The following is a 22861-nucleotide window of genomic DNA, read 5'->3' as shown; positions in this document are numbered from 1 at the left end:
CGATAGCGGAGCGTGAAACGCCTCGTCCGTCGCAACGGGGGTTCCAGGGGGTCGCCCCCCTGGGATCACACAGTTTCTTCCAGGGCGGTGACGGCCTTCTCGCCTTCGGCTTGGGCCTGCTCCGGTGTCAGGTCCTGGAGCGCCCGGCTCAGCGCCACTTCGGCGGCGTCGGCGGCGGCGCGCAGGGTGACGGCGTGCTCCTGCGCGCGTTCGAGGTCGCCCAGGCCGACGCAGTCGAAGGCGACCTGCGCGTCGTGACCGGCCATCTTGAGCTGCCGTGCGGCCTCTTCCAGACTCATCCATACCTCCTACACCGGGGATGTTGGTCCTACCCTTCCGTCCCCCCGGTAACCGCTTTGCCGAGCAGCTGCGCCGCCTTGACCAGGTGACTTTCGGCAATCCGGGCATATCCCAGGACGAGGGCGGGGGGCGCGTCGGCGGCGCGCTCGGCGGACCACATCTCGCGGGCGCCGGCGGCCGACACCCCGGACCGCGCGGCGCGGGCCAGGACGGCGTCCTCGTCGGTTCCGGGCGGGAGTTCCACGTAGAGGTGGATGCCCGCTGAGACGCCGTGAACCGTCGCGCCGGGCAGGTATGCGGCGAGCGCGCCGGCGAGGGCGTCGCGGCGGGACCGGTAGCGGCGCCGCATGGTGCGCAGATGCCGGTCGTAGCCGCCGCCGCGGAGGAACTCGGCGAGGGCGTACTGCTCGATGACGGGCGCGCCGAGGTCGGTCTGGCCGCGGTGCTCGCGGAGCCGCGTCGCGATGGCGGCGGGGGCGAGGGCCCAGCCGAGGCGCAGCGCGGGCGCGAGGGACTTGCTGACGGAGCCGAGCAGCACGACGCGGTCGGGGTCGACGCCCTGCAGGCAGCCGACGGGCTCGCGGTCGTAGCGGAACTCGGCGTCGTAGTCGTCCTCGAGGATCACGCCGCCGACGTCCCGCGCCCAGGCGATCAGCTCGGCGCGGCGGGACGGCGACAGCACGACGCCGGTGGGGTACTGGTGCGCGGGCGTGACGAGGACGGCGCGCGCGTTGGTCCGGGCGAGCGCGGCGACGTCCACGCCGTCGGCGTCCACCGGGACGCGGACGAGCCGGATGCCGGACGCCTCCAGCATGGGCAGCTGCCGGACGCTGGTCGGGTCCTCGACGGCGAGGACGCGGTGGCCGTCGGCCCGCAGCACCCGGATGAGGGCGGACAGCCCGTGCGCCACCCCGTTCATGATCACGACGCGGCCGGGGTCGGCGACGGCGGCGCGGACGCGGCCGAGGTAGCCGGCCAGCTCGGTGCGCAGCGGCCGGACGCCGCCGGGGTCGGGGTAGGTCAGCTCGTCGCTCGGGAGCGTGCGCAGCGCGGCGCGGGTGGCGGCGATCCACCGCTCGCGGGGGAAGGCCGACAGGTCCGGCTGGCTGGGCCACAGGTCGTAGGGCGCGCCGGGGTCGGGCGGGAGGTCGCAGGACGGGAGCGCCGCGGGGGCCGGTTCGGCGGCGGGGGGCGCGGGGGCGGGCTCGTCGGGGCGGGCGAGGGGGGCGATGCGGGTGCCGTCGCCGCGCCGGGCGATGAGGAACCCTTCGGCGGTCAGCTGCTCGTAGGCGGCCACGACGACGCCGCGGGACACCTCGAGGTCGCGGGCGAGGTCGCGGCTGGACGGCAGCCGGGTGCCCGCGGTCAGCCGCCCGGCCCGCACCGCCGCGCGGAAGCCCGCGGCGATCTGCGCGGCGAGCCGTCCCGCACCGCGGTCGAGTGGGAGATGGAGGTCGGTCACATGACACTCAGCGTCGGCCGGGCGTTCATCTGTCACTAGCCCGGGATTGGTCCATGATCGATGGGAGCCATTGGCTCTGTCTCCAGGTCCAACGGGCTCGTAGCGTTCGGGCCATGAAGCTGATCTCGTCCCTGCCCGGCGGGCGCGGCGGCGCCGGCGCCGGCACCGCGATGTTCCTCGTCGGCACGCTGACCGCGGTCTCCGCGACGATCAAGGACTATCCCGTCTTCGGCGGCCAGGCCGTCCGGTACACGGTGGCCGCGGCGATCCTGCTGGCGGTGGCGCGGCTGCGCGGCGGGCCGGGCCGGCGTCCGCGGGCGCGGGAGTGGGCGCTGCTGGCGGCGCTGGCGGGGACGGGCCTCGTCGCGTTCAACGTGTGCATCGTCGCGGCGACCCGGGACACGAGCCCGGCGACGATCGGCACGGTGATCGCGACGGTGCCGATCGTGCTGGCGCTGGTCGGGCCGCTGCTGGAAGGCCGGCGGCCCGCGCCGGCGGTGGTCGCCTCGGCGTGCGTGGTGGCGGCCGGCGCGGCGCTGGCGAACGGGTTCGGCGGCGGCAGCGCGCGGGGGCTGCTGCTGTCGCTGGGCGCGCTCGCCGGGGAGGTGTGCTTCTCGCTGCTGGCCGTCCCGCTGCTGCCGGCGCTCGGGCCGGTGCGGGTGTCGGCGTACTCGGCGGCGATCGCCGCGCCGATGCTGCTGGCCGTCGGGCTGGTCACCGACGGGACGGCCGTGCTGCGGGCGCCGACCGCCGCCGAGTTCGCGGGCCTGGCGTACCTGTCGGTGATCGTCACGGTGATCGCGTTCCTGCTCTGGTACGGGGCGCTCGGCCGGCTCGGCGCGGACCGGGCGGGGCTGTTCGCCGGGATGATCCCGGTCAGCGCGGTCGTCACGACGGTGGTCCTCGGGCTCGGACGGCCCGGCCCCGCGGACCTCGCGGGGGCGGCGCTGGTGGCCGTGGGGGTCGTCCTCGGGCTGCGGCGCCGGGTCGTACCCTGTGAGGCGGCCCCCATCGGAATCGCGCGAGGATCTGCCTGAGATGCCTGAGTTCTCCTACACCGACCTGCTGCCGCTCGGCCCCGACGAGACCGACTACCGGCTCCTGACCTCCGACGGGGTCTCCACGTTCGAGGCGAACGGCCGGACGTTCCTGCAGGTCGAGCCGGAGGCGCTCCGACTGCTCACCGAGACCGCGATGCGCGACATCGCGCACCTGCTGCGGCCAGCGCACCTGGCGCAGCTGCGCCGGATCCTCGACGACCCGGAGGCGTCCCCGAACGACCGGTTCGTGGCGCTGGACCTGCTGAAGAACGCGGGCATCGCGTCCGGCGGCGTCCTGCCGATGTGCCAGGACACCGGCACCGCGATCGTCATGGGCAAGCGCGGCCAGCACGTCCTGACGGACGGCAACGACGAGGAGCACATCTCGCGCGGCGTGTACGACGCGTACACCAAGCTGAACCTGCGCTACTCGCAGATGGCGCCGCTGACGATGTGGGACGAGAAGAACACCGGCAGCAACCTGCCCGCGCAGGTCGAGCTGTACGCGGCGCCGGGCGAGGTCTACAAGTTCCTGTTCATGGCCAAGGGCGGCGGCAGCGCGAACAAGTCGTTCCTGTACCAGGAGACCAAGGCCGTCCTGAACCCGAAGCGGATGATGTCCTTCCTGGAGGAGAAGATCCGCTCGCTGGGCACGGCCGCGTGCCCGCCGTACCACCTGGCGATCGTGGTGGGCGGCACGTCCGCCGAGTACGCGCTGAAGACCGCCAAGTACGCGTCGGCGCACTACCTGGACACGATGCCGACCGAGGGCTCGCCTCTCGGCAACGGCTTCCGCGACCTGGAGCTGGAGCTGCAGGTGTTCGAGCTGACGCAGAAGCTCGGCATCGGCGCGCAGTTCGGCGGCAAGTACTTCTGCCACGACGTGCGGGTGATCCGGCTGCCGCGGCACGGCGCGTCCTGCCCGGTGGCGATCGCGGTGTCGTGCAGCGCGGACCGGCAGGCCCTCGCCAAGATCACCGCGGAGGGCGTGTTCCTGGAGCGGCTGGAGACCGACCCGGCGCAGTACCTGCCCGACACCACCGACGAGCACCTGGACGACGAGGTCGTCCAGATCGGGGCGGGCGGGGGGAGTGCGGTCAGCATCGACCTGAACCGTCCGATGGCGGAGATCCGGGCCGAGCTGACCAAGTACCCGGTGAAGACGCGGCTGTCGCTGACCGGTCCGCTCGTCGTGGCGCGCGACATCGCGCACGCCAAGATCAAGGAGCGGCTGGACGCGGGCGAGCCGATGCCGCAGTACCTGCGCGACCACGCCGTCTACTACGCGGGTCCCGCGAAGACGCCGGAAGGCTACGCGTCCGGCTCGTTCGGCCCGACGACCGCCGGCCGCATGGACTCCTACGTCGAGCAGTTCCAGGCCGCGGGCGGCTCGCTGGTGATGCTGGCGAAGGGCAACCGGTCAAAGCAGGTCACCGACGCGTGCAAGGAGCACGGCGGGTTCTACCTCGGCTCGATCGGCGGCCCGGCCGCGCGGCTCGCGCAGGACTGCATCAAGAAGGTCGAGGTCCTGGAGTACCCGGAGCTCGGCATGGAGGCCGTCTGGAAGATCGAGGTCGAGGACTTCCCGGCCTTCATCGTCGTGGACGACAAGGGCGGCGACTTCTTCGACATGGGGGCCGGGCAAGTGACGCTCATGCCGACCGTGCCCCCGCGCAGGTGACCGAGGTCCGATCGACGGCCTGAGCCGCCGGTGCCCTGGAATCCTCAGCTGGGGATTCCAGGGTGCGGCCCACTGATCACTTCCCTTCCGATCGCGTCGGCGACCGGCACCCCTCGCAGATCGTCGGGAACGTTCACATCCACGATGAACGGTTCGGCGGAGCGTCCGCCCTGAAGCCCGGCGGACTCGCGCAGATACGCCACGTCCGGGATCTCGATCTTGAGATGGGGGTCGCTGAGCCCCCGCCCCGTCTTCCAGACGAGCACACGGACGTCATGGTCCAGCAGGAACGACCTGCGTTCATCCAGGTTCTTCCCTGCCCAGAGTTCTCGGAAGGTCCGACCGGTTCCGATCAGCTCGACGTCGGGCAGCTCCTCGAGCTGCCGTGTCAAGGCCGTTCTCTTGCCGGCGAGGCGTCGATGCATCCGGTGATATGACTCCTCCTGTCCTTCCCCGTCGTATCTGCCTGCCGTGAAATCATCCTCGAGCCGCCCCAGGCGTCCGGCCACGAGTCGCAGTTCCTCTTCGAGAGCGGGCTTCGACGTCTCGCGCCGTTCGTAGACCTCGTCCTCCGCGAAACATGTGAGCAGCGCCTGCTCGACCGCTAGATCGAGCACTTCCTGGCCGACAGCGGTACGGCACTCCCTCTGGGCGCCCGAGTAGGCATGCCTGCACATGTATGACGAGTAGACATCCGGCGCGTCCTTGTAGGCCCGCTTGACGGTATTTCGCTTGACGTACAGGGAGGCGCCGTCGAGGCCGCAACGGGCGACACCTGTGAGGAGGCTGGGGGAACTGGGGCTTCTCGTCCGGGGCGCCCCCGTGACCGAGAGTGCTCGGACGACCCGTTCCCATTCGGCCACAGCAAGGATCGGCTCATCCGTGATGAGGACAGGGCGTCCGTCACTTCCCTCGACGACCTCGCCCTTATGGAGCAGGTACCCCGCGCTCCTAGGGTTCATAAGCGCCTGGCTGATCGCCTTGGACGTCCACAAGGTGTTCCTGGTCGGCCTGCCTGACTCCCGTCTGAGGTGATCTCGCCACGTCGGGATGCCCTGACGGTTGAGCTCCTTGGTGAGGCGGTTGACGGGCGTGCCGGCGACGACCCGCTCATAGAGGGAGCGCAAAAGAGGAGCATAGACGGGATCCTGCACCAATCGCTTTCCGCCCTCCTTCCGATCGGCGAACCGGTAGCCGAACGGTTCGACTCCGCCGAACCACGCTCCGCCCTCACGAAGCCTGCGCGAGGCGTCCAGGGAGCGCGCCTGGATGGTGTCGAGCTCTCCTTCGGCGAAGGCTGCGATGATCCGCGCGAACATCTTCCCCATGGGGGTGGAGAGGTCGAGGGACTCGGAGGTCGAGACGACGACCTTCTCCCGCTCGTTGCACCAGTCGACGAGTTCGGCGAAGTGGCGGGAGCGGCGGGTCAGCCGATCGAGCCTCCACACGCAGAGCACATCGAACTCGCCGGCTCGCCGGTTCAACCACTTGCCCAGTTCAGGCCGCTTGAAGGGACTCACACCTCCCGACACGTCCAGGTCCTCGGCCCAGCCCACGATCGTGCCCAGCACGGACGGCCCGGCGCACCAGTGCTCGATGTGCTCCCGTTGACGCTGCGGAGAGGTCGTCTCGTCCCGGCCGACGCTGATGCGGACGACCCCCAATACCCGCGGGTTCTCGATGACCACGAGCCGCACGCTAGCAGTGTGTCTACCATCGAGATGAGTCATCTGACTTTTTCGCCACCACTGCAGCCGCATGCAGTCGGCATGCGGGGCGTTTCGGGGCGGCAGGTCACATATTGGGGCTAAATCCAACTTGGTGGAGACGTCTCCCCGATGACCGCCTGGCCACTCCGGTATCTTTTCCGCCATGTCTCAGTCAGAGCGCCTCGTGCTAGCGACGCGCTACCGGCTGGTCTCGGAAATAGGTCAGGGTGCCAACGGCACCGTGTGGCGAGGCCATGACGAGCTCCTCGATCGCGCGGTGGCGATCAAGGAGCTGAGGCTCCCCGAGGACCTTTCCCAGGACGACCGGGTGGTCTTCTTCCGCCGTACCCTGCGCGAGGCGCGCGCGCCCGCGCAGCTGCGCACCCACTCCATCGTCGAGGTCTACGACGTCGTCACCGAGCAGGGCCGGCCGTGGATCGTGATGGAGCTGATCGAGGCGCCGAACCTCGAGCAGCTCATCGAGCGCGACGGCCCGCTGCCGCCCGAGCGCGTCGCGCACATCGGCCGGCGGCTGCTGGACGCGCTCAACACCGCGCACAAGGCCGGGATCGTGCACCGCGACCTCAAGCCGAGCAACGTGCTGCTGGACGGCGACCGGGTGGTGCTCACCGACTTCGGGCTGGCGTTCTCGTCGGGGTCGGCGAGCCTGACCAAGACCGGGCATTTCATGGGCTCCCCCGCGTACGTCGCCCCGGAGGTCGCCGCCGGCGAGAAGGCCACCCCGCGCTCGGACCTGTGGTCGCTCGGCGCGACCCTGTACGCCGCGCTGGAGGGCCGCCCGCCGTTCGAGCGCGACAACGTGATGGCGACGCTGAGCGCGCTGGCGAACGAGTCGACGCCGGCGCCGCAGAACGCCGGCGCGCTCGCCCCGGTGATCACCGGGCTGCTGGAGAAGAACCCGACCCGGCGGCTCAGCCACGCCCGCGCGGTGGACCGGCTGGAGCGCGCGATGGCGGGGCCGCGGGCCGGGCGCCGGCAGGCGACGCCCCGCTACCGGCTGATGGCGGTGATCGCGCTGATCGGCGCGACGGTGGCGTCCTGCGGGATCGGCGCGACCGCGCTGATCGTCGGGATGATGCGGGAGAGCCCGGGGCCGTCCCCGACCGCGCACGCCTCCACCCCGGCCGGGCGGCCCGGCGAGGCGGCGCCGCCGGCCGGCGTCGCGAGCAGCACGCTGGTCGTGCGGGCCCGCACCGACTCCTGCAAGATCTTCGTGTCGGTGCCCGGCACCGCGATGCGGGTGCTGAGCGACGAGACGCTCGGCAAGGGCGAGGCGCGCCAGTACGGCGAGGAGCACATCAACGCCGTGATCTACGACGCGTCCGCCTGCGACGTGTGGGTGAACGGGCAGGAGAAACCGCTGGGCAAGCCCGGTGAGCGCGTCGGCTACACGGTGACGAAGGGCTCCGGGGGCTGATCGGAACCGCGCCCGCGCGGGAATGCGCGGGCGCCCCGCGCCGCTGCCATGAAGGTCGAGGGCGACGATTGCGCGGGGGCTCCCTGGGGACGCCTCCACGGGAGGTGACTTCATGGCGGAGCAGGAATTCCGGGTCGAGCACGACTCCATGGGCGAGGTCCGGGTGCCGGCGGCGGCGAAGTGGCGGGCGCAGACGCAGCGGGCCGTGCAGAACTTCCCGATCTCGGGACGCGGCCTGGAGCCCGCGCACATCGCCGCGCTGGGGCAGATCAAGGCGGCGGCGGCCGCGGTCAACGCCGAGCTGGGCGTCCTGGACAAGGACCTTTCGGAGGCGATCGCCGAGGCGGCCCGCGAGGTCGCGGACGGCAAGTGGAACGACCAGTTCCCGATCGACGTGTTCCAGACCGGGTCCGGGACGTCGTCGAACATGAACGCCAACGAGGTCGTGGCGACGCTGGCGGAGGAGCGGCTCGGCAGGCCCGTCCACCCGAACGACCATGTGAACGCCTCGCAGTCGTCCAACGACGTGTTCCCGTCGTCGATCCACATCGCGGCGACGGGCGCGGTGGTGAACGAGCTGATCCCCGCGTTGAAGCACCTGCGCGACGCGCTGGCCCGCAAGGCGGACGAGTTCGCGACCGTGGTGAAGTCGGGCCGGACGCACCTGATGGACGCGACGCCCGTGACGCTCGGGCAGGAGTTCGGCGGGTACGCGGCGCAGGTCGGGCACGGCGTGGAGCGGCTGGAGGCGGTGCTGCCGCGGCTGGCGGAGCTGCCGCTCGGCGGCACCGCGGTCGGGACGGGGATCAACACGCCGGAGGGGTTCGCGGCCCGCGTCATCGCGGAGATCGCGCGGGCCACCGGGCTGCCGCTGACCGAGGCCCGCGACCATTTCGAGGCGCAGGGCGCCCGGGACGGCCTGGTCGAGGCGAGCGGCGCGCTGCGCACCGTCGCGGTGAGCCTCAACAAGATCGCCAATGATCTGCGCTGGATGGGGTCGGGGCCGCGCGCCGGGCTCGCCGAGATCCGGCTGCCGGACCTGCAGCCCGGCTCGTCGATCATGCCGGGGAAGGTGAACCCGGTGATCCCGGAGGCGGTGACGCAGGTGGCCGCGCAGGTGATCGGGAACGACGCGGCGATCGCGTTCGGCGGCGCGGCGGGCAGCTTCGAGCTGAACGTGATGCTGCCGATGCTGGCCCGCAACGTGCTGGAGTCGATCACCCTGCTGGCGAACGCGTCGCGGCTGCTCGCGGACCGCTGCGTCGACGGCATCGAGGCGGACGTGGACCGGCTGCGCGAGTACGCCGAGTCGTCCCCGTCGATCGTGACGCCGCTGAACCGCTACATCGGCTACGAGGAGGCGGCGAAGGTCGCCAAGCAGGCCCTCGCGGAGCGCCGGACGATCCGCGAGGTCGTGATCGAGCGCGGCTACGTGGCGGACGGGAAGCTCACCGAGGAGCAGCTGGACGCGGCGCTGGACGTGCTCGGCATGACGAACGCGTCCCGCGGCTGACCGCCCGGGCACCCCACCGCCGTGATCCGCGGCTGACGGCTTCAGCGGTCGCTGGAGGCGTCAGGGGGCGCGCGCGGCGGCGCGGGCAGGGCGGCGGCGGGTTCGTCCGCGAGAGGCCGCCGTGGCCGCGCGGAGACGGAAAGAGGGCGGGCCCGACGGGCCCGCCCTCTTCCGGATGCTCTGTCGCGCGGTCCAGTAGTCGCGCGGTCTAGTACCAGCCGCTGGACTCCGAGTGCGCCCACGCGCCGCACGGCGTGCTGTACCGGTCCTTGATGTAGCCGAGGCCCCACTTGATCTGGGTCGTGGCGTTGTTCTGCCAGTCGGGGCCCGCGCTGGCCATCTTCGAGCCGGGCAGCGCCTGCGGGATCCCGTACGCGCCGGACGGGTTCGCCGCGTGGGTGTTCCAGTGGCTCTCCTTGTTCCACAGGTTCACCAGGCAGCCGAACTGGCCGGAGCCGCTCATCCCGTAGCTCGGCAGCAGCCTCTTGGCGATCTGCTGCGCCTCGCCCGCCGGGACCGGGTCGCCGGACGGCCCGCCGCTCCCGCCGCCCGCGTCCTTCGACTTCGTCGGGGTGGGGGTGGGGATCGGCTTGCCCTTGGCCTGCAGCTTCGGCCCCTTGGACGGGTCCTCGCGGGTCGCGCGGGAGGCCCGCTCGTAGGCCTCCTTGCGGCGCATCTGCTCCATGACCATGGGGTCGACCTTGGGCGCGGCGGCCGCGTCCGCCAGCTTCTTCGGCTGGACGGTCTTGGTGCCGCCGTCGCCGGACCCGCCGGTCATCGCGAACGCGGCGGCGCCACCGCCGCCGACCACGACCAGCGCGCCCGCGACCACCGCGGCGATCTTCAGCCCGTTGCCGCCGCCGGAGCGGCGCGCGCGCCCGCCGGACGACCGGCCGGACGCGGGACGGGAGCCGCCGAGCCGGCGCGGGCCGGAGCGGTGGCCGACGGCGGCGGCGGAGCCGGCTCCGAAGGCGATCTCGTCGCGGTGCTCGCCGGCGTCCGGCCCATCGGCTCCGGGGGCTCCCATGGCGAGGACGCCCGTCGCGCCGGTCGCGCCCGCCGGGGACTCGCCCTGCGGGACGGCCTGGAAGCCGAGGGTGTCGCCCGCGGGGGCCGCGCCGAACGCGGGCTGCGGGCCGGCGACCCTGACGTCCTCGTCGCCGGGCGCGGGCGGGAAGGCCTCGGCGCCGCCGGGCCGGGGGGTCTCGGCGGAGGCCGGGGCCGCGTGCGACCACGGCTCCTCGGGGGCAAAGCTCTGTCGTTCGTCTCGCCTAGGGGACCCGGGACGGTCTCCGAACAAGGCGGTCCTTCCGACGGTCGCACGCGCATGGGCACGCGGGCGAGCTGCTTCCACCCCGGCCCGGCGGCCCGTCCGGACGGGACGGCTCCGGGCCCTGAACGGCTCTCGCCCGCACGCTTTTACAGGGGGGTGCGCTGGCGGGCGGCACCGTTCCGGGGGTGCTTACGAGGACACACAATGCCCGAGCCCGCGCCCTGCTCCGCAACCGAAACGAGACGAATGCTGCGCGTGGTGCGCTTGTCAACTCGCCGTTCGCGTCCCCGAAAACCCGCGTCGACCTGCGGGTCCTTCACCTCGGATTGGTTGGTGTGACCTTCATCACAACTCCACGGTACGGCGTTTAAGGATCACGTTCCGTAGAGGTTTCCACAGGTTCGTCCACAGGCCGGACGGCGGCGCCCCGCCGGCCGCTCCTCGCGGAGGGCCGGCGGGGCGCCCGGTGCGTCCCGTCGCACGCCGGTCAGGCGCCGACGTCGCCCAGCATGTCCGTCACCAGCGCCGCGATCGGCGACCGCTCCGACCTGGTCAGCGTGACGTGCGCGAACAGCGGGTGCCCCTTGAGCTTCTCCACCACCGCGGCGACGCCGTCGTGCCGGCCGACCCGCAGGTTGTCGCGCTGCGCCACGTCGTGCGTCAGCACCACCCGCGAGCCCGCGCCGATCCGCGACAGCACGGTCAGCAGCACGCCCCGCTCCAGCGACTGCGCCTCGTCCACGATCACGAACGAGTCGTGCAGCGAGCGGCCCCGGATGTGGGTGAGCGGGAGGACCTCCAGCATGTCACGGTCCACCACCTCCTCGATGACCTCCGGGGTGGTCACCGCCGAGAGCGTGTCGTAGACGGCCTGCGCCCACGGCGACATCTTCTCGTTCTCCGACCCCGGCAGGTAGCCGAGCTCCTGCCCGCCGACCGCGTACAGCGGCCGGAACACCACGACCTTGCGGTGCCGCCGCCGCTCCATCACGGCCTCCAGGCCCGCGCACAGCGCGAGCGCCGACTTGCCCGTGCCGGCCCGCCCGCCGAGCGAGACGATCCCGACGTCCTCGTCCATCAGCAGGTCGAGGGCGATGCGCTGCTCGGCGGACCGGCCGCGCAGCCCGAACGCCTCCCGGTCGCCGCGCACCAGCTTCACCGACTTGTCGGGCAGCGTCCGGCCGAGCGCCGAGCCGCGCTCCGACAGCAGCCGCAGGCCCGTGTGGCACGGCAGGTCCCGCGCCTCCTCCAGGTCCGCGCCGCCCGTCTCGTACAGCTCCTCCAGGGCCCCGGACGGCACCTCCAGCTCGCGCATCCCGGTCCAGCCGGACTCCACCACGGCGAGCTCCGCCCGGTACTCCTCGGCGGCGAGCCCGACCGCGGACGCCTTCACCCGCATCGGCAGGTCCTTGGAGACCAGCACGACGTCGCGGCCCTCGCGGGCCAGCCACGCCGCCACCGACAGGATGCGGGTGTCGTTGTCGCCGAGCCGGAAGCCGTCCGGCAGCACGCTCGGGTCGGAGTGGTTCAGCTCGACCCGCAGCGTCCCGCCCTGGTCCCCGTTCGGCCCCTGCACCGACACGGCCTCGTCCAGCCGGCCGTGCTCCAACCGCAGGTCGTCCAGGGTGCGCAGGGCCTGCCGGGCGAAGTAGCCGAGCTCCGGGTGATGGCGCTTGGCCTCGAGCTCGGAGATGACGACGATGGGGAGCACGACCTCGTGCTCGGCGAACCGGGTCATCGCCCCCGGGTCGGCGAGCAGGACACTGGTGTCGAGGACGTACGTGCGCCGGTCCGGAACGGGCGTTCCGGCGGGGATCCCGGACTCGGGACGGCGCGGGGAGGTTGTGGCCACTCGATCTCCCTGACTATGGGGGATGTACCGGTGGCGCGACAGTCCGCCCCCGTACGGCCCATGTCCCCGGTCACGGGGCGGCCTGGGGCGGTGGTTCCTGCGTTGGAGGCGGCAGGAGGACCGTCAGGTACCGTAGCGCCGGTGCCGCGCGGCGTAGGAACGCATCGCCCGCAGGAAGTCGACCTTGCGGAAGTCCGGCCAGTGGACCTCGCAGAAGTAGAACTCCGAGTGGGCGCTCTGCCAGAGCATGAAGCCGGACAGGCGCTGCTCCCCCGAGGTGCGGATGACCAGATCCGGGTCCGGCTGGCCGCGCGTGTAGAGATGCTCGGCGATGTGCTCCACCTCGAGGCCCTCGGCGAGTTCCTCGATGCTGGTGCCACGGCTCGCCTGCTCGATGAGCAGAGAGCGCACCGCATCAGCGATCTCACGCCTACCTCCATACCCAACGGCGACGTTCACAATCAGCCCGGGAGCGCCGGATGTCGCCTCACCCGCGTCTTTCAGGACGCGGGCGGTCTTATCGGGCAGGAGGTCGAGGGCGCCGACGGGCTTGACGTGCCAGCCCTCGTCGGCGAGCTTGCGGACGGTGTTCTCGATGATCTCCAGCAGCGGGTCGAGCTCGTTCGCGGGACGGTTCAGGTTGTCGGTGGACAGCAGCCAGAGCGTGACGTGCTCGACCCCGGCCTCGGTGCTCCACTGCAGCAGCTCGGAGATCTTGTCGGCGCCGCGCTGGTGCCCGTGGTTGACGTCGGCCAACCCCATCGACCTGGCCCAACGCCGGTTCCCGTCGAGGATCACGCCGACGTGGCGGGGGGTGATGTCGGTGGGCAGCGACGCCTCGACGCGGTGCTCGTACATGCGGTAGACGGCGTCGCGGACGGCCGCGTACGGCCCGCTGCGGCGGATCGCGGCGGTCAGCCGGGCGCCGGCGGACGGGTTGCGGCGCGCGCCGCCATCGCGGGCGGTGCCGCCCTTCGCGGCCTGCTCGCGCCGTGACATCCCAGTACGCCGAACCCCCATGTGGGCATCCCTTCGAGCGATCCTCCCGGACGGGAACGGACGCTCAATTATGGCCCGACGGCGACACTTTTCCCGCCGTTCCGGTGATGTCAGGCTAGCGCGCAGGCCGGGTGGCCCGGCCGTAGCGCGCCGGCCCGGCCGTCCGGTACGTCCTGGAGACGCCCGGCGTTCCGGAGACGCCCTGCATGGGGGATGTGCCCTGCATTCCGGGTGCGCCCGGCATTCCGGGTCCGCCCGGCGTCGCGGACGCGCCGGCCCGGTCGACGTCGGCCAGCACCGCGGCGAGGAACCGGGCGAGCTCGGCGGAGGTGAGCACGGCGCGGACGCCGCGCCCGCTCGCGCCCCACGCCTCGATCACGGCCCGGCGCGCCACCCGCCACCGTCCGGCGGCCGACTGCTGGCGCCCCACCCACATGGAGGAGGTCCGCAGCGCGCAGCGCAGCTCGCCGGCGCTGATCACGTCGCCGCGGTCGCGGTAGCGGAACGCGAACAGCTCGGGCTCGCGGGGGCCGCCGCCGCCCGCGGGCGGGTCGGGGAAGCGGTCGTCGGGGTCGGGCCAGCGGGCCGCCTGCGGCGAGCCGTCGGCGCGGGCCGCGTCGACCCGGCGGGCGAGGTCGGCCAGGAAGTAGCCGCACCGCTCCCCCACGGCGCCGAAGCGGTCGCCGTCGCGGCGCAGCTCCAGGGTGACCTCGAACGGGGTGCCGCCGCGGTCCAGCGAGGCGACCGGCACGACGTCCAGCACCGAGCCGTCCAGGCAGCGCAGCGTCCGCACGCTCCGTCCCCCTCCCCGGCGGCGTCCCGGCGCGGCCGACCCGCGCTTTCAACGCACATTAGGCCAGGTCGGCACCATGATCACACCCCGCGGACGTCGTGATCGCGTAATGATCGCGAAGGGGCCGGTCAGGGCTTCGGGCCGGCCGCGCGGGCGCGCTCGACGTGCTCCAGGGCGCTGCGCAGCTCGCCGAGCCACTCGTCGGTGTTCTTGCCGACGAGCCGGACGCACCAGGCGAGCGCGTCGCTGCGGCTGCGCGCGACCCCGGCCTCGACGAGGGTGTCCAGGACGCGGCGCTCGGGCTGGCGGAGCCGGGTCATGACGGGCACCGAGAGGGTGGTGAACATCTCCCGGTGGCCGCCGCACTCGACGCCCCAGGACACCTTGTGGCCGAAGGCGTGCTCGGCCTCGCGCGCGATGGCGATGCGCTGGTCGCGGGTCTCCTCCCGGAACCGCTGGGCGGTCCCGGCGAGCAGCGCGGACCGCTCGGTCTCCGAGAGGTCCGGCGCGGCGTCCGGCTCGGGGAGCCGGCCGACCACGCTGACCTCCTCGCGGTCGACGACGACCTCCGGCGCGCCCTCGAACCAGCCGTCGGGCAGCCGCCCGGCGAACCAGCCGCGCAGCCGGTCCGCGGCTTCACTCGTATTCATGTAATCAAAATTACAACGCCGCGCGCGGCGTCGCCAGACCCCGGCGCGATTGACATTCACCATCTTTTGAGAGTTACTCTCAACTCGGATGGACTCTTAATTGGAGGTGAAAGTCATGAGGGTGGGACACGAACGGCGCTGGTGGGGACTCGGCGCCCTCGCGCTCTGCATGCTGGCGCTCGGCTTCGACATGACGATCCTGAACGTCGCGCTGACCACGCTCTCGGAGAAGCTCCACGCCGGCACCAGCGAGCTCCAGTGGATCGTCGACTCCTACCTGCTGGTGTTCGCCGCGCTGCTGCTCCCGGCCGGGCTGCTCGGCGACCGCCTCGGCCGCAAGCGCACGCTGCTCGCCGGCCTCGCGATCTTCGGCGCGGCGTCCCTCGCCGGCGCCCTGTCCGGCGGCACCGGCGGCGTCATCGCGGCCCGCGCCTTCATGGGCCTCGGCGCCGCGATCGTCACCCCGCTGTCGATGTCGATGCTCCCCGCGATCTTCCCCGCCGAGGAGCGCACCCGGGCCGTCGCGGTCTGGTCCTCGGCGACCGCGCTCGGCCTGCCGCTCGGCCCGCTGCTCGGCGGCTGGCTCCTGGAGCACTACTCGTGGGGCTCGATCTTCCTGCTGAACGTGCCGATCGTGCTGGTCGGCGGCATCGCGCTCGCGCTGACCATGCCCGAGACCAGGGACCCGGCCGCCCCCAAGGCCGACGGGCCCGGCTCGCTGCTGTCGATGGGCGGCCTCGTCGCGCTGGTGTACGGGGTCATCGAGGCCCCCGTGCGTGGCTGGGGCGACCCCGTCGTGCTCGTCGTCCTCGCCCTCGCCGCCGTCCTGCTGGCCGCGTTCGTGCTGTGGGAGCGGCGCGCGCCGCACCCGATGATGGACGTCCGGCTGTTCCGCGACGCCCGGTTCAGCTGGGCGATGGTCGCCGCCATCGCCGCGAACCTGATGATGGGCGGGCTGCTGTTCGTGTTCCCGCAGTACCTGCAGGCCGTCCTCGGCAACGACGCGTTCGGCACCGGGCTGCGGCTCATCCCGATGCTGCTCGGCCTGATGGCGGGCGGGCTCACCACCGACCGGATCGTCCCCCGCACCGGCCACAAGCCGGTCATCGTGACCGGGCTCGCCGTCCTCGCCGCCGGGCTCGGCTGGGGCGCGTTCACCGGCGCCGGGGACTCCTACGGCTCCGTCGTCCCGTGGCTGCTGCTGATCGGCCTCGGCTGCGGCCTGTCGCTCATCCCCGCGATGGACGCGCTGATGGCGGCGCTCCCCGCCGACCAGGCCGGACGCGGGTCCGGGCTCGTCCAGACCCTCCGGCAGACCGGCGGCACCCTCGGCGTCGCCGGGCTCGGCAGCCTGCTGTCGGCCGTCTACCGGGACCGCGTCGCGACCGGGGGCCTGCCCGGCGCGGCGGCGGACGCCGCGCACGACTCCGTCGGCGGCGCCGTCGCGGTCGCCGGGAAGCTCCACGACGGCGCCCTCCTGGCCTCCGCCCGCGACGCCTACGTCAACGGGATGGACGCGGTGCTCGCCGCCTGCGCCGCCGGGTCGCTCGCCGTCGCCGTCCTCCTGCTGGCCTTCCAGCCGGGCCGCCGGGGTGCGGACGCCACCGCCGATGAACCAGAATCGACGCATGAGCACGTCGCACCCTGAGCACGCCCTCGACCGCCTGGAGGAACGGCTCGCCCGGCTGCCGCTGAGGGAGCGCAAGAAGCTGAAGACCCGGAGGGCGATCCAGGACCACGCCCTCCGGCTCTTCACCGAGCAGGGCTACGACGAGACCACCGTCGAGCAGATCGCCGCCGCCGCGGAGATCTCCCCCAGCACGTTCTTCCGGTACTTCCCCACCAAGGAAGACGTCGTCGTCACCGACGAGTACGACCCGATCATGGCGGAGCTCTTCCGCCGCCAGCCGGCCGGGCTGTCCCCGATCGAGGCGCTGCGCGCCACCCTGCGCGAGATCCTGCCGCAGATGATCGCCGAGGATCTGGAGGTCGTCCGGACCCGGCTGCAGCTCACCGCGCAGGTGCCCGCGCTGCGCAGCCGCACCTTCGAGTCGATGCGCGAGGGCACCTCGGCCATGCTGAGCGAGGCGATCTCCGCGCGGGTCGGCCGCCCCGCGGCCGACGGCGACGTCCAGGCGTTCACCTGGGCCGTGATCGGCGTCATGCAGGCCGCCATGTACCAGTGGATGGACGGCGGCGCCGCGCTCGAGGACATCCCCGACCTCGTCGACCACAACCTCGAGTTCCTCAGCCGCGGCTGCCCGTTGTGATTCCCGGCGCGAACCCCCGGGCTCGGCCCGCTGGGCTCAGCCCGCCAGGCGAGCGGCCAGCTTGGGGCTGACCCGGACGGCGCCCTTGAGGTTGCGGGTGTAGACGTTCTGGATCATCACGTCGAGGCCGGTGCGCGGCGCGACGACCATCTTGCCGTCGCCGATGTACAGGGCGATGTGGGAGATGTAGCCGGGCGCGGTCGGGTCGTTGGCCCAGATCAGCATGTCGCCGGGGACGGCCTTGCTGTAGGGGATGACCCAGCCGACGCGGGCCTGGTCGGCGGCGACGCGCGGGAGCCGGATGCCGGCCCGCGCGAACGCGTACTGCATCAGCCCGGAGCAGTCGTAGCCGCCCTCGGCCTCCGACTCGCCGCCCCACACGTACGGCCAGCCGATCCGCGAGTACGCCGCCTTGATCACCGTCTGCACCTGGGCGGCGGTCATCACCTGGCCGTGCGCGGTCGGCGCGTTGCCGGAGCCGGCCTTCGGGAAGTCGAGCTGCGGGTTCACCGCGACGGCCTTGGCGTGCTTCGGCAGCACCTTCTTCAGCTTCTTGATGAAGGCGGCCGGCCTGGTCTTCGGCACGCTGATCAGCATCGCGTTGCCGGTGGGCATGCCGAGGGCCTGCGCGGTGGCGTGCGAGATCACCGCGTCGACGTCGCCGATGCCCATCGTCGCGTACGCGCCGACGCGCAGGTTCGACTGGTGCTGCTTGCCGCCGACGGGCACCTGGGAGCCGAGCTTGACGCCGCCGTCGCTGCCCATCGTGAAGGAGATGGCGACGTCGCCGGCCGCGACGTTGCGCCAGAGCGCGTCGGACTGCGCGGTCGGCTTCGGCGTGTAGTTGCGGAACGTGGACGGGTCGACGCCCATCAGGCCGACGCGCTTGCCGGCGACCATGCCCTGCACGGCGTCGACGACCTCGACGCCCTTCACGCCCTTGGCGCCGCGGATCTTCGCGATGGTCGCGGCGGGCAGCGCGGACGGGGCGGCGACGAGGACGTGCGGGGTGAGGCGCTTGCCGAGGGGGGCGACGGCGCTGGGCGACAGCCGGGTGTTGCCGGACGCGGCGACGTAGCTGGCCCGCTTCTCCTGCGGGGACGGCGCGGGGTCGCCGTCGTGGCCGCGGGCGATGAGGACCGCGGTGTTGGCGGCGAGCGTGGTCAGGACCGAAACGCCGATGATCGTCGGTAGGATCCGGCGGTTCGGCTTCCGCACTGCCACGCTCCTTTTAGGTCGGCCTTCCCGGCTCCCACGACTATGACCCAGAGGAGCGGCAACCGTCCAGATACCCGGCGCACCAGCGGACACCCGCGCCCGTCATGCCCCATCGGGTCAGCCCCGTCTCCGCTACCCATTGGTAACACCATGCGGGAACGAGAGCAAGGTCACGTTGCCACAAAATGGACGGCTAATCCAATTGCCCACGTAGTTCGCGGGTCAGCTCGGCGGGGGTCGTGACGGGGAGCCGGCAGGTGAACATGCGGCACACGTAGGCGGCGGGCGCGCCGTCCACCGGCTCGCGGCCCTCCAGCAGCGGGACGCCCTCGGCCCCCGGCTCGCCGACGCTGACCACCGCGCCCGGCGCGGGCGACATCAGCGCGGTGCGGTGCAGCGCCCGGGTCCGCTCGTCGTCCCGGCCGCCGATGATCGCGATCTCCACCGGCCCGGCCGCGTGCGCCTCGGCGACCGCGAGGCCCCAGCCCGCGAACCGCGCGTGCTTCTCCGCCAGCGGCGCGACGGGGCCGAGCGCCGCCTCCGCCGCCTGCCGGTGCCAGTCCGACCCGGTCAGCGCCGCGAACGACAGCAGCGCGCCCGCCGCCGCGAACTGCCCGGACGGGGTGGCGTTGTCGGTCGGGTCCTGCGGGCGCCGGAACAGCCGCTCGGCGTCGTCGGCGGTGTCGTAGAAGCCGCCCGCCCCGTCCGCGAACCGTTCGAGGACGGTGTTCAGCAGCTCCCCCGCCAGCCGCATGTGCGCCGGGTCGCCGGTCACGCCGTGCAGCGCGAGCAGGCCCTCCGCGACGTCCGCGTAGTCCTCCAGGACGCCCGCGTTCTCGCCGGCGGCGCCGCCGCGCGACGTCCGGACGAGCCGCCCGCCGCTCTCGTGCAGGCCGATGAGCAGCCGCGCGACGTCCTCGGCCGCGCTGACGAGGTCGGGCCGGTCGAACAGCGCCCCGCACTCGGCCAGCGCGGCGATCGCGAGGCCGTTCCAGGCCGCGACGACCTTGTCGTCCCGCGCCGGCGGCACCCGGTGCGCGCGGGCCTCCAGCAGCAGCGTCCGGACGCGCTCGTACCGCTCGGGATCGTCCGGGTCGCGGAGGAGCTGCAGCACCGACGTGCCGCGCTCGAACGTGCCCGTCACCTCGAACACGCGCTCGGCGTACGCGCCGTCGTCCTCGCCGAGCACCTCGCGCAGCTGCTCGGGCGTCCAGACGTAGTACTTGCCCTCGACGCCCTCGCTGTCGGCGTCGAGCGCCGACGCCAGGCCGCCTTCGGGCGTCCACAGGTCGCGGAGCATCCAGTCGCAGGTCTCCAGCGCGACGCGCCGCGCGAACGGCGACCCGGTCAGCCGCCACCAGTGCGCGTACACGCGGGCCAGCAGCGCGTTGTCGTAGAGCATCTTCTCGAAGTGCGGGACGACCCACTGCGCGTCCACCGAGTACCGCGCGAACCCGCCGCCGAGCTGGTCGTACATCCCGCCGCGGGCCATCGCCTCCAGCGTGTGCCCGGCCATCGCGAGGGCCTCCGCGTCGCCGGTGCGGGCGTGGTGGCGCAGCAGGAACTCCAGCGCCATCGACGGCGGGAACTTCGGCGCGCCGCCGAACCCGCCGCGCGCCGCGTCGTAGGACTGCGCCAGTACCTTCACGGCGTGCGCGAGCCGCTCCGGGCCCGGCACCTCGCCGCCTGCGAGGCCCGTCCCGCGCGACGTCAGCGCGGCGACGACCTGCTGCCCCTGCCCGACGACCTCGTCGCGCTGCTCCGTCCACGCCTTGTGGACGGCTTCCAGCAGCGCTTGGAACTGCTGCCGCGGGAAGTACGTTCCGCAGTAGAACGGGTGCCCGTCGGGCGTCATGAACACGGTCATCGGCCAACCGCCCTGACCGGTCATCGCCTGCGTGGCCTCCATGTAGACCGCGTCGATGTCGGGGCGTTCCTCCCGGTCCACCTTGACGTTCACGAACATCTCGTTCATGAGCCGCGCGGTCTCGCCGTCCTCGAAGGACTGGTGCGCCATCACATGGCACCAATGACAAGCGGCATATCCAACAGAAAGGAGCACCGGGACATCTCGCCGGCGCGCCTCGGCGAACGCCCCGGCGCTCCACTCCCACCAGTCGACCGGGTTGCCGGCATGCTGCAGCAGGTACGGGCTGGTGGCGTCCTTGAGCCGGTTCATGCCCCCGATCCTGCCCGATCCGGCGGCCGGTTCACGGCCCGGGCGGACCCGTTTCCGCGGGTTGCCTTCGAGCTCGCCGCCCCTATGATGACGTCCCCGACGACCGTGTCCGTCCGCGGACGGACCGTGACCTCGACACGCGCAAGAACTTCGACTCGTGTCCCTCGCTCCCGCACACGATGAAGTTGGAGCTTCACCATGACCGAAACCCGGCCCCCGCTCCCCGCCTCCCTCGACGACGTCGACGGCTGGTTCCCCAAGGTCGACCAGCGGCTGTTCACCTGGTTCCTGGAGCGCCAGGAACGCCTCGGCCAGCCCGGCGACCTCGTCGAACTCGGTTCCTACCTCGGCAAGAGCGCCATCCTCATGGGGCGCCACCTGCACGACGGCGAGACGTTCACCGTCTGCGACCTGTTCGACTCGCAGGCCCCCGACGCGTCCAACCAGGCCGAGATGGACGGCTCGTACTCCACCCTCACCCGCGCCGCGTTCGAGGCGAACTACCACGCCTTCCACGACGGCCTCCCCGAGATCGTGCAGGCGCCGACCTCGGCGATCCTCGACCACGTCCGGCCGGAGAGCTGCCGGTTCGTGCACGTCGACGCGTCCCACCTGTACGAGCACGTGCGCGGCGACATCCAGGCCGCGCACGTCATGCTCCCCGCCGAGGGCGTCGTCGCCTGCGACGACTACCGCTCCGAGCACACCCCCGGCGTCTCCGCCGCCGTCTGGGAGGCGGTGGCCGTCGAGGGCCTGCACGCGGTGTGCGTCACCCCGCAGAAGTTCTACGGGACGTGGGGCGATGTGAAGGAGGTCCAGGACGAGCTGCTGGAGTGGCTCGGCGACCAGGACGACCTCTGGCACGAGGTGCAGCAGGTGGCCGGGCGGCGGCTCCTGCGCGTCAAGGGCAAGGCCGCCCCGAAGGCCCCGAAGAAGGACCGGGTGCGCGAGCTCAAGGAGCGCCTCGCCCGCGTCGAGGACCAGCGGGCCCGCGCGCAGCACGAGCTCGACTCCGTCCGGAACTCGGTCAGCTTCCGGGTCGGCCGGGCCGCGACCGCGCTGCCGCGGGCGATGCGCCGCCGGCACCCGCACTAGCGAGTCCGGCCGGTCAGCCGTCCAGCGCCGCGAGCGCGGTCTCGATCGCGCGGTGGAAGGTGGGATAGGCGTAGATCATCTCGCGGAGGGCGGCGGTGGGGGCCTCGGTGTGCACGGCCACGGCCAGCGCGCCGAGGACCTCGCCGCCGGCCGGCCCCATCGCGGTCGCGCCGACCAGCACGCCCCACTCGGTGCTCTCGACGAGCTTGATGAAGCCGTCGTTGCCGACCTTCTGGATCCAGCCGCGCGTCGACTCCGGGATCGGCGCGGTCCCGGTGCGGACGGGCAGGTTCTGGTCGCGGGCCTGCGCCTCGGTGAGCCCGACCGACGCGATCTCGGGGTCGGTGAACGTCACCCGCGGCACGGCCCGGTAGGCGGCCTGCGGCCCCTCCTCGCCGAGGATGTCGCGGACCGCGACGGACGCCTGGTACATCGACACGTGCGTGAACGCGCCCTTGCCGGTGATGTCGCCGATCGCCCAGACGCCGTCGGCGGCGCGCATGTGGCCGTCGACGTCGATCTGCCGCGCGTTCTCGTCCAGGCCGACGGCGTCCAGGCCGAGGCCCTTCAGGTTGGGACGGCGGCCCGTCGCGACGAGCAGCCGGTCGGCGGTCAGGGTCTCCTCGCCCAGGTGCAGGTGGAACTCGCCGTTCGCGTACGACGCGCCGGTGACCTTCGCGTCCGTCCGCACGCCGATGCCCTCGCGCTCGAACACCTGCCGCAGCAGCTCGCTCGACTCCGGCTCCTCGTTCACCACCAGCCGGTCGCCGGCCTCGACGACCGTCACGCGGCTGTCGAAGCGCGAGAAGACCTGCGCCATCTCCACCCCGACGACGCCGCCGCCCAGCACCAGCAGCGACTCCGGCACCTCGGTGGCCTGCACGGCCTCCCGGTTCGTCCAGAACGGGACGTCCGCGAGCCCGTCGACCGGCGGAGCCGACGGCGCCGTACCGGTGTTGAGCAGGATGCCGCGGCGGGCCCGGAACACCCGGTCGCCGACCGTCACCTCGCGGGGCCCGGTGATGCGGCCCTCCCCGCGCACGAGCTGCGCGCCCTTGCCGGTGAGCCGGTCCGCGGCGGCCGTGTCCGTCCACGAGTCGGTCGCCTCGTCGCAGATCCGGGCGGCCACCGGCGCCCAGTCCGGCCGGATGATCGAGTCGCCCGCCATCCCGGGGATGCGGGTGCCGTCCGCGATCAGCCCCGCGGCGCGCACCATCATCTTCGTCGGGACGCACGCGTAGTACGGGCACTCCCCGCCGACCAGCCGGGACTCCACGGCCGCCACGGACAGGCCCGCCTCGGCCAGCCGGCCCGCCGCGTCCTCCCCGCCGGGCCCGAGACCGATGACGACGACATCGACTTCTTCAGCCATGCCCGGAGTCCTGCCCA

General features: G+C 72.7%; 18 protein-coding genes. 7 read left to right on the top strand and 11 right to left on the bottom strand.

What is annotated here, in order from left to right; all coding sequences use genetic code 11:
* Positions 1-65 precede the first annotated feature (65 nt).
* Positions 66-299, bottom strand: a complete 234-nt coding sequence (locus AB0C78_RS08665) for a hypothetical protein (RefSeq protein WP_151545607.1) — start codon at positions 297-299, stop codon at positions 66-68.
* 29 nt (positions 300-328) lie between these two features.
* Positions 329-1762 carry a PLP-dependent aminotransferase family protein gene (locus AB0C78_RS08660; RefSeq protein ID WP_360743766.1) on the bottom strand — a complete coding sequence of 478 codons (1434 nt, stop codon included), beginning with the start codon at positions 1760-1762 and terminating at the stop codon, positions 329-331.
* Between the two features lie 113 nt (positions 1763-1875).
* Between AB0C78_RS08660 and AB0C78_RS08655 the strand changes: the two genes are divergently transcribed.
* Positions 1876-2799 carry a DMT family transporter gene (locus AB0C78_RS08655; RefSeq protein ID WP_360743763.1) on the top strand — a complete coding sequence of 308 codons (924 nt, stop codon included), beginning with the start codon at positions 1876-1878 and terminating at the stop codon, positions 2797-2799.
* A gap of 1 nt (position 2800) precedes the next feature.
* On the top strand, positions 2801-4483 hold the full coding sequence (locus tag AB0C78_RS08650) for a fumarate hydratase (protein ID WP_360743760.1): 1683 nt from the start codon (positions 2801-2803) through the stop codon (positions 4481-4483).
* A gap of 44 nt (positions 4484-4527) precedes the next feature.
* On the opposite strand, the gene AB0C78_RS08645 is transcribed toward AB0C78_RS08650, so the two are convergent.
* Complete coding sequence (locus tag AB0C78_RS08645) at positions 4528-6171, bottom strand: recombinase family protein (RefSeq protein WP_360743757.1); 1644 nt, start codon at positions 6169-6171, stop codon at positions 4528-4530.
* A 184-nt stretch (positions 6172-6355) separates the two neighbouring features.
* Between AB0C78_RS08645 and AB0C78_RS08640 the strand changes: the two genes are divergently transcribed.
* Positions 6356-7630, top strand: coding sequence for a serine/threonine-protein kinase (locus AB0C78_RS08640; RefSeq protein WP_360743754.1), 1275 nt, complete (start codon positions 6356-6358; stop codon positions 7628-7630).
* A gap of 112 nt (positions 7631-7742) precedes the next feature.
* A complete protein-coding gene (locus AB0C78_RS08635) occupies positions 7743-9143 on the top strand; it encodes a class II fumarate hydratase (RefSeq protein WP_360743751.1) in 1401 nt (466 codons plus the stop codon).
* A 208-nt stretch (positions 9144-9351) separates the two neighbouring features.
* On the opposite strand, the gene AB0C78_RS08630 is transcribed toward AB0C78_RS08635, so the two are convergent.
* From AB0C78_RS08630 to AB0C78_RS08610, 5 genes are all read right to left on the bottom strand, one after another.
* A complete protein-coding gene (locus AB0C78_RS08630) occupies positions 9352-10443 on the bottom strand; it encodes a hypothetical protein (RefSeq protein ID WP_360743748.1) in 1092 nt (363 codons plus the stop codon).
* A gap of 460 nt (positions 10444-10903) precedes the next feature.
* Positions 10904-12232 (bottom strand): PhoH family protein, encoded by a 1329-nt coding sequence (locus AB0C78_RS08625; RefSeq protein WP_360743788.1) that lies wholly within the window; start codon positions 12230-12232, stop codon positions 10904-10906.
* Between the two features lie 159 nt (positions 12233-12391).
* Entirely contained in the window at positions 12392-13267 is an 876-nt protein-coding gene (locus AB0C78_RS08620; RefSeq protein WP_360743745.1) for an isoprenyl transferase, read from the bottom strand.
* A 115-nt stretch (positions 13268-13382) separates the two neighbouring features.
* A complete protein-coding gene (locus tag AB0C78_RS08615; RefSeq protein ID WP_360743742.1) occupies positions 13383-14060 on the bottom strand; it encodes a hypothetical protein in 678 nt (225 codons plus the stop codon).
* Positions 14061-14188: 128 nt separating this feature from the next.
* Positions 14189-14710 (bottom strand): hypothetical protein, encoded by a 522-nt coding sequence (locus tag AB0C78_RS08610; protein ID WP_360743739.1) that lies wholly within the window; start codon positions 14708-14710, stop codon positions 14189-14191.
* A 115-nt stretch (positions 14711-14825) separates the two neighbouring features.
* Between AB0C78_RS08610 and AB0C78_RS08605 the strand changes: the two genes are divergently transcribed.
* Complete coding sequence (locus tag AB0C78_RS08605) at positions 14826-16358, top strand: MFS transporter (RefSeq protein ID WP_360743736.1); 1533 nt, start codon at positions 14826-14828, stop codon at positions 16356-16358.
* Positions 16339-16980 (top strand): TetR family transcriptional regulator, encoded by a 642-nt coding sequence (locus AB0C78_RS08600; RefSeq protein ID WP_360743733.1) that lies wholly within the window; start codon positions 16339-16341, stop codon positions 16978-16980. Before AB0C78_RS08605 ends, AB0C78_RS08600 begins: the two co-directional genes overlap by 20 nt.
* Before the next feature lie 36 nt (positions 16981-17016).
* On the opposite strand, the gene AB0C78_RS08595 is transcribed toward AB0C78_RS08600, so the two are convergent.
* Both AB0C78_RS08595 and AB0C78_RS08590 read right to left on the bottom strand, forming a co-directional pair.
* Positions 17017-18198, bottom strand: coding sequence for a C40 family peptidase (locus AB0C78_RS08595; protein WP_360743730.1), 1182 nt, complete (start codon positions 18196-18198; stop codon positions 17017-17019).
* A 193-nt stretch (positions 18199-18391) separates the two neighbouring features.
* Positions 18392-20377 (bottom strand): thioredoxin domain-containing protein, encoded by a 1986-nt coding sequence (locus AB0C78_RS08590; RefSeq protein ID WP_360743727.1) that lies wholly within the window; start codon positions 20375-20377, stop codon positions 18392-18394.
* Between the two features lie 198 nt (positions 20378-20575).
* Between AB0C78_RS08590 and AB0C78_RS08585 the strand changes: the two genes are divergently transcribed.
* The gene (locus tag AB0C78_RS08585) at positions 20576-21472 is read left to right on the top strand and encodes a class I SAM-dependent methyltransferase (protein WP_360743724.1); all 897 of its coding nucleotides are present in this window, start codon (positions 20576-20578) and stop codon (positions 21470-21472) included.
* 13 nt (positions 21473-21485) lie between these two features.
* Here the strand turns inward: AB0C78_RS08585 and AB0C78_RS08580 are convergent, their stop codons facing one another.
* On the bottom strand, positions 21486-22844 hold the full coding sequence (locus AB0C78_RS08580) for an NAD(P)/FAD-dependent oxidoreductase (protein ID WP_151545580.1): 1359 nt from the start codon (positions 22842-22844) through the stop codon (positions 21486-21488).
* Positions 22845-22861: the final 17 nt, after the last annotated feature.

Origin of the sequence: Actinomadura sp. NPDC048394 (genome assembly GCF_040651755.1) — a bacterium.
Classification (GTDB): Bacteria; Actinomycetota; Actinomycetes; order Streptosporangiales; family Streptosporangiaceae; genus Spirillospora; species Spirillospora montaniterrae.
Note: the sequence above shows the minus strand (reverse complement) of the source record. Positions and strands in the feature narration are given on the sequence as shown.

Excerpts from the sequence above, each read along its gene's own strand:
- AB0C78_RS08650 (WP_360743760.1), top strand. The coding sequence starts at position 2,801 with ATGCCTGAGTTCTCCTACACCGACCTGCTGCCGCTCGGCCCCGACGAG.
- AB0C78_RS08655 (WP_360743763.1), top strand. The coding sequence starts at position 1,876 with ATGAAGCTGATCTCGTCCCTGCCCGGCGGGCGCGGCGGCGCCGGCGCC.
- AB0C78_RS08585 (WP_360743724.1), top strand. The coding sequence starts at position 20,576 with ATGACCGAAACCCGGCCCCCGCTCCCCGCCTCCCTCGACGACGTCGAC.
- AB0C78_RS08580 (WP_151545580.1), bottom strand. The coding sequence starts at position 22,844 with ATGGCTGAAGAAGTCGATGTCGTCGTCATCGGTCTCGGGCCCGGCGGG.
- AB0C78_RS08640 (WP_360743754.1), top strand. The coding sequence starts at position 6,356 with ATGTCTCAGTCAGAGCGCCTCGTGCTAGCGACGCGCTACCGGCTGGTC.
- AB0C78_RS08590 (WP_360743727.1), bottom strand. The coding sequence starts at position 20,377 with ATGAACCGGCTCAAGGACGCCACCAGCCCGTACCTGCTGCAGCATGCC.
- AB0C78_RS08610 (WP_360743739.1), bottom strand. The coding sequence starts at position 14,710 with ATGAATACGAGTGAAGCCGCGGACCGGCTGCGCGGCTGGTTCGCCGGG.
- AB0C78_RS08600 (WP_360743733.1), top strand. The coding sequence starts at position 16,339 with ATGAGCACGTCGCACCCTGAGCACGCCCTCGACCGCCTGGAGGAACGG.
- AB0C78_RS08665 (WP_151545607.1), bottom strand. The coding sequence starts at position 299 with ATGAGTCTGGAAGAGGCCGCACGGCAGCTCAAGATGGCCGGTCACGAC.
- AB0C78_RS08605 (WP_360743736.1), top strand. The coding sequence starts at position 14,826 with ATGAGGGTGGGACACGAACGGCGCTGGTGGGGACTCGGCGCCCTCGCG.
- AB0C78_RS08620 (WP_360743745.1), bottom strand. The coding sequence starts at position 13,267 with ATGTCACGGCGCGAGCAGGCCGCGAAGGGCGGCACCGCCCGCGATGGC.
- AB0C78_RS08635 (WP_360743751.1), top strand. The coding sequence starts at position 7,743 with ATGGCGGAGCAGGAATTCCGGGTCGAGCACGACTCCATGGGCGAGGTC.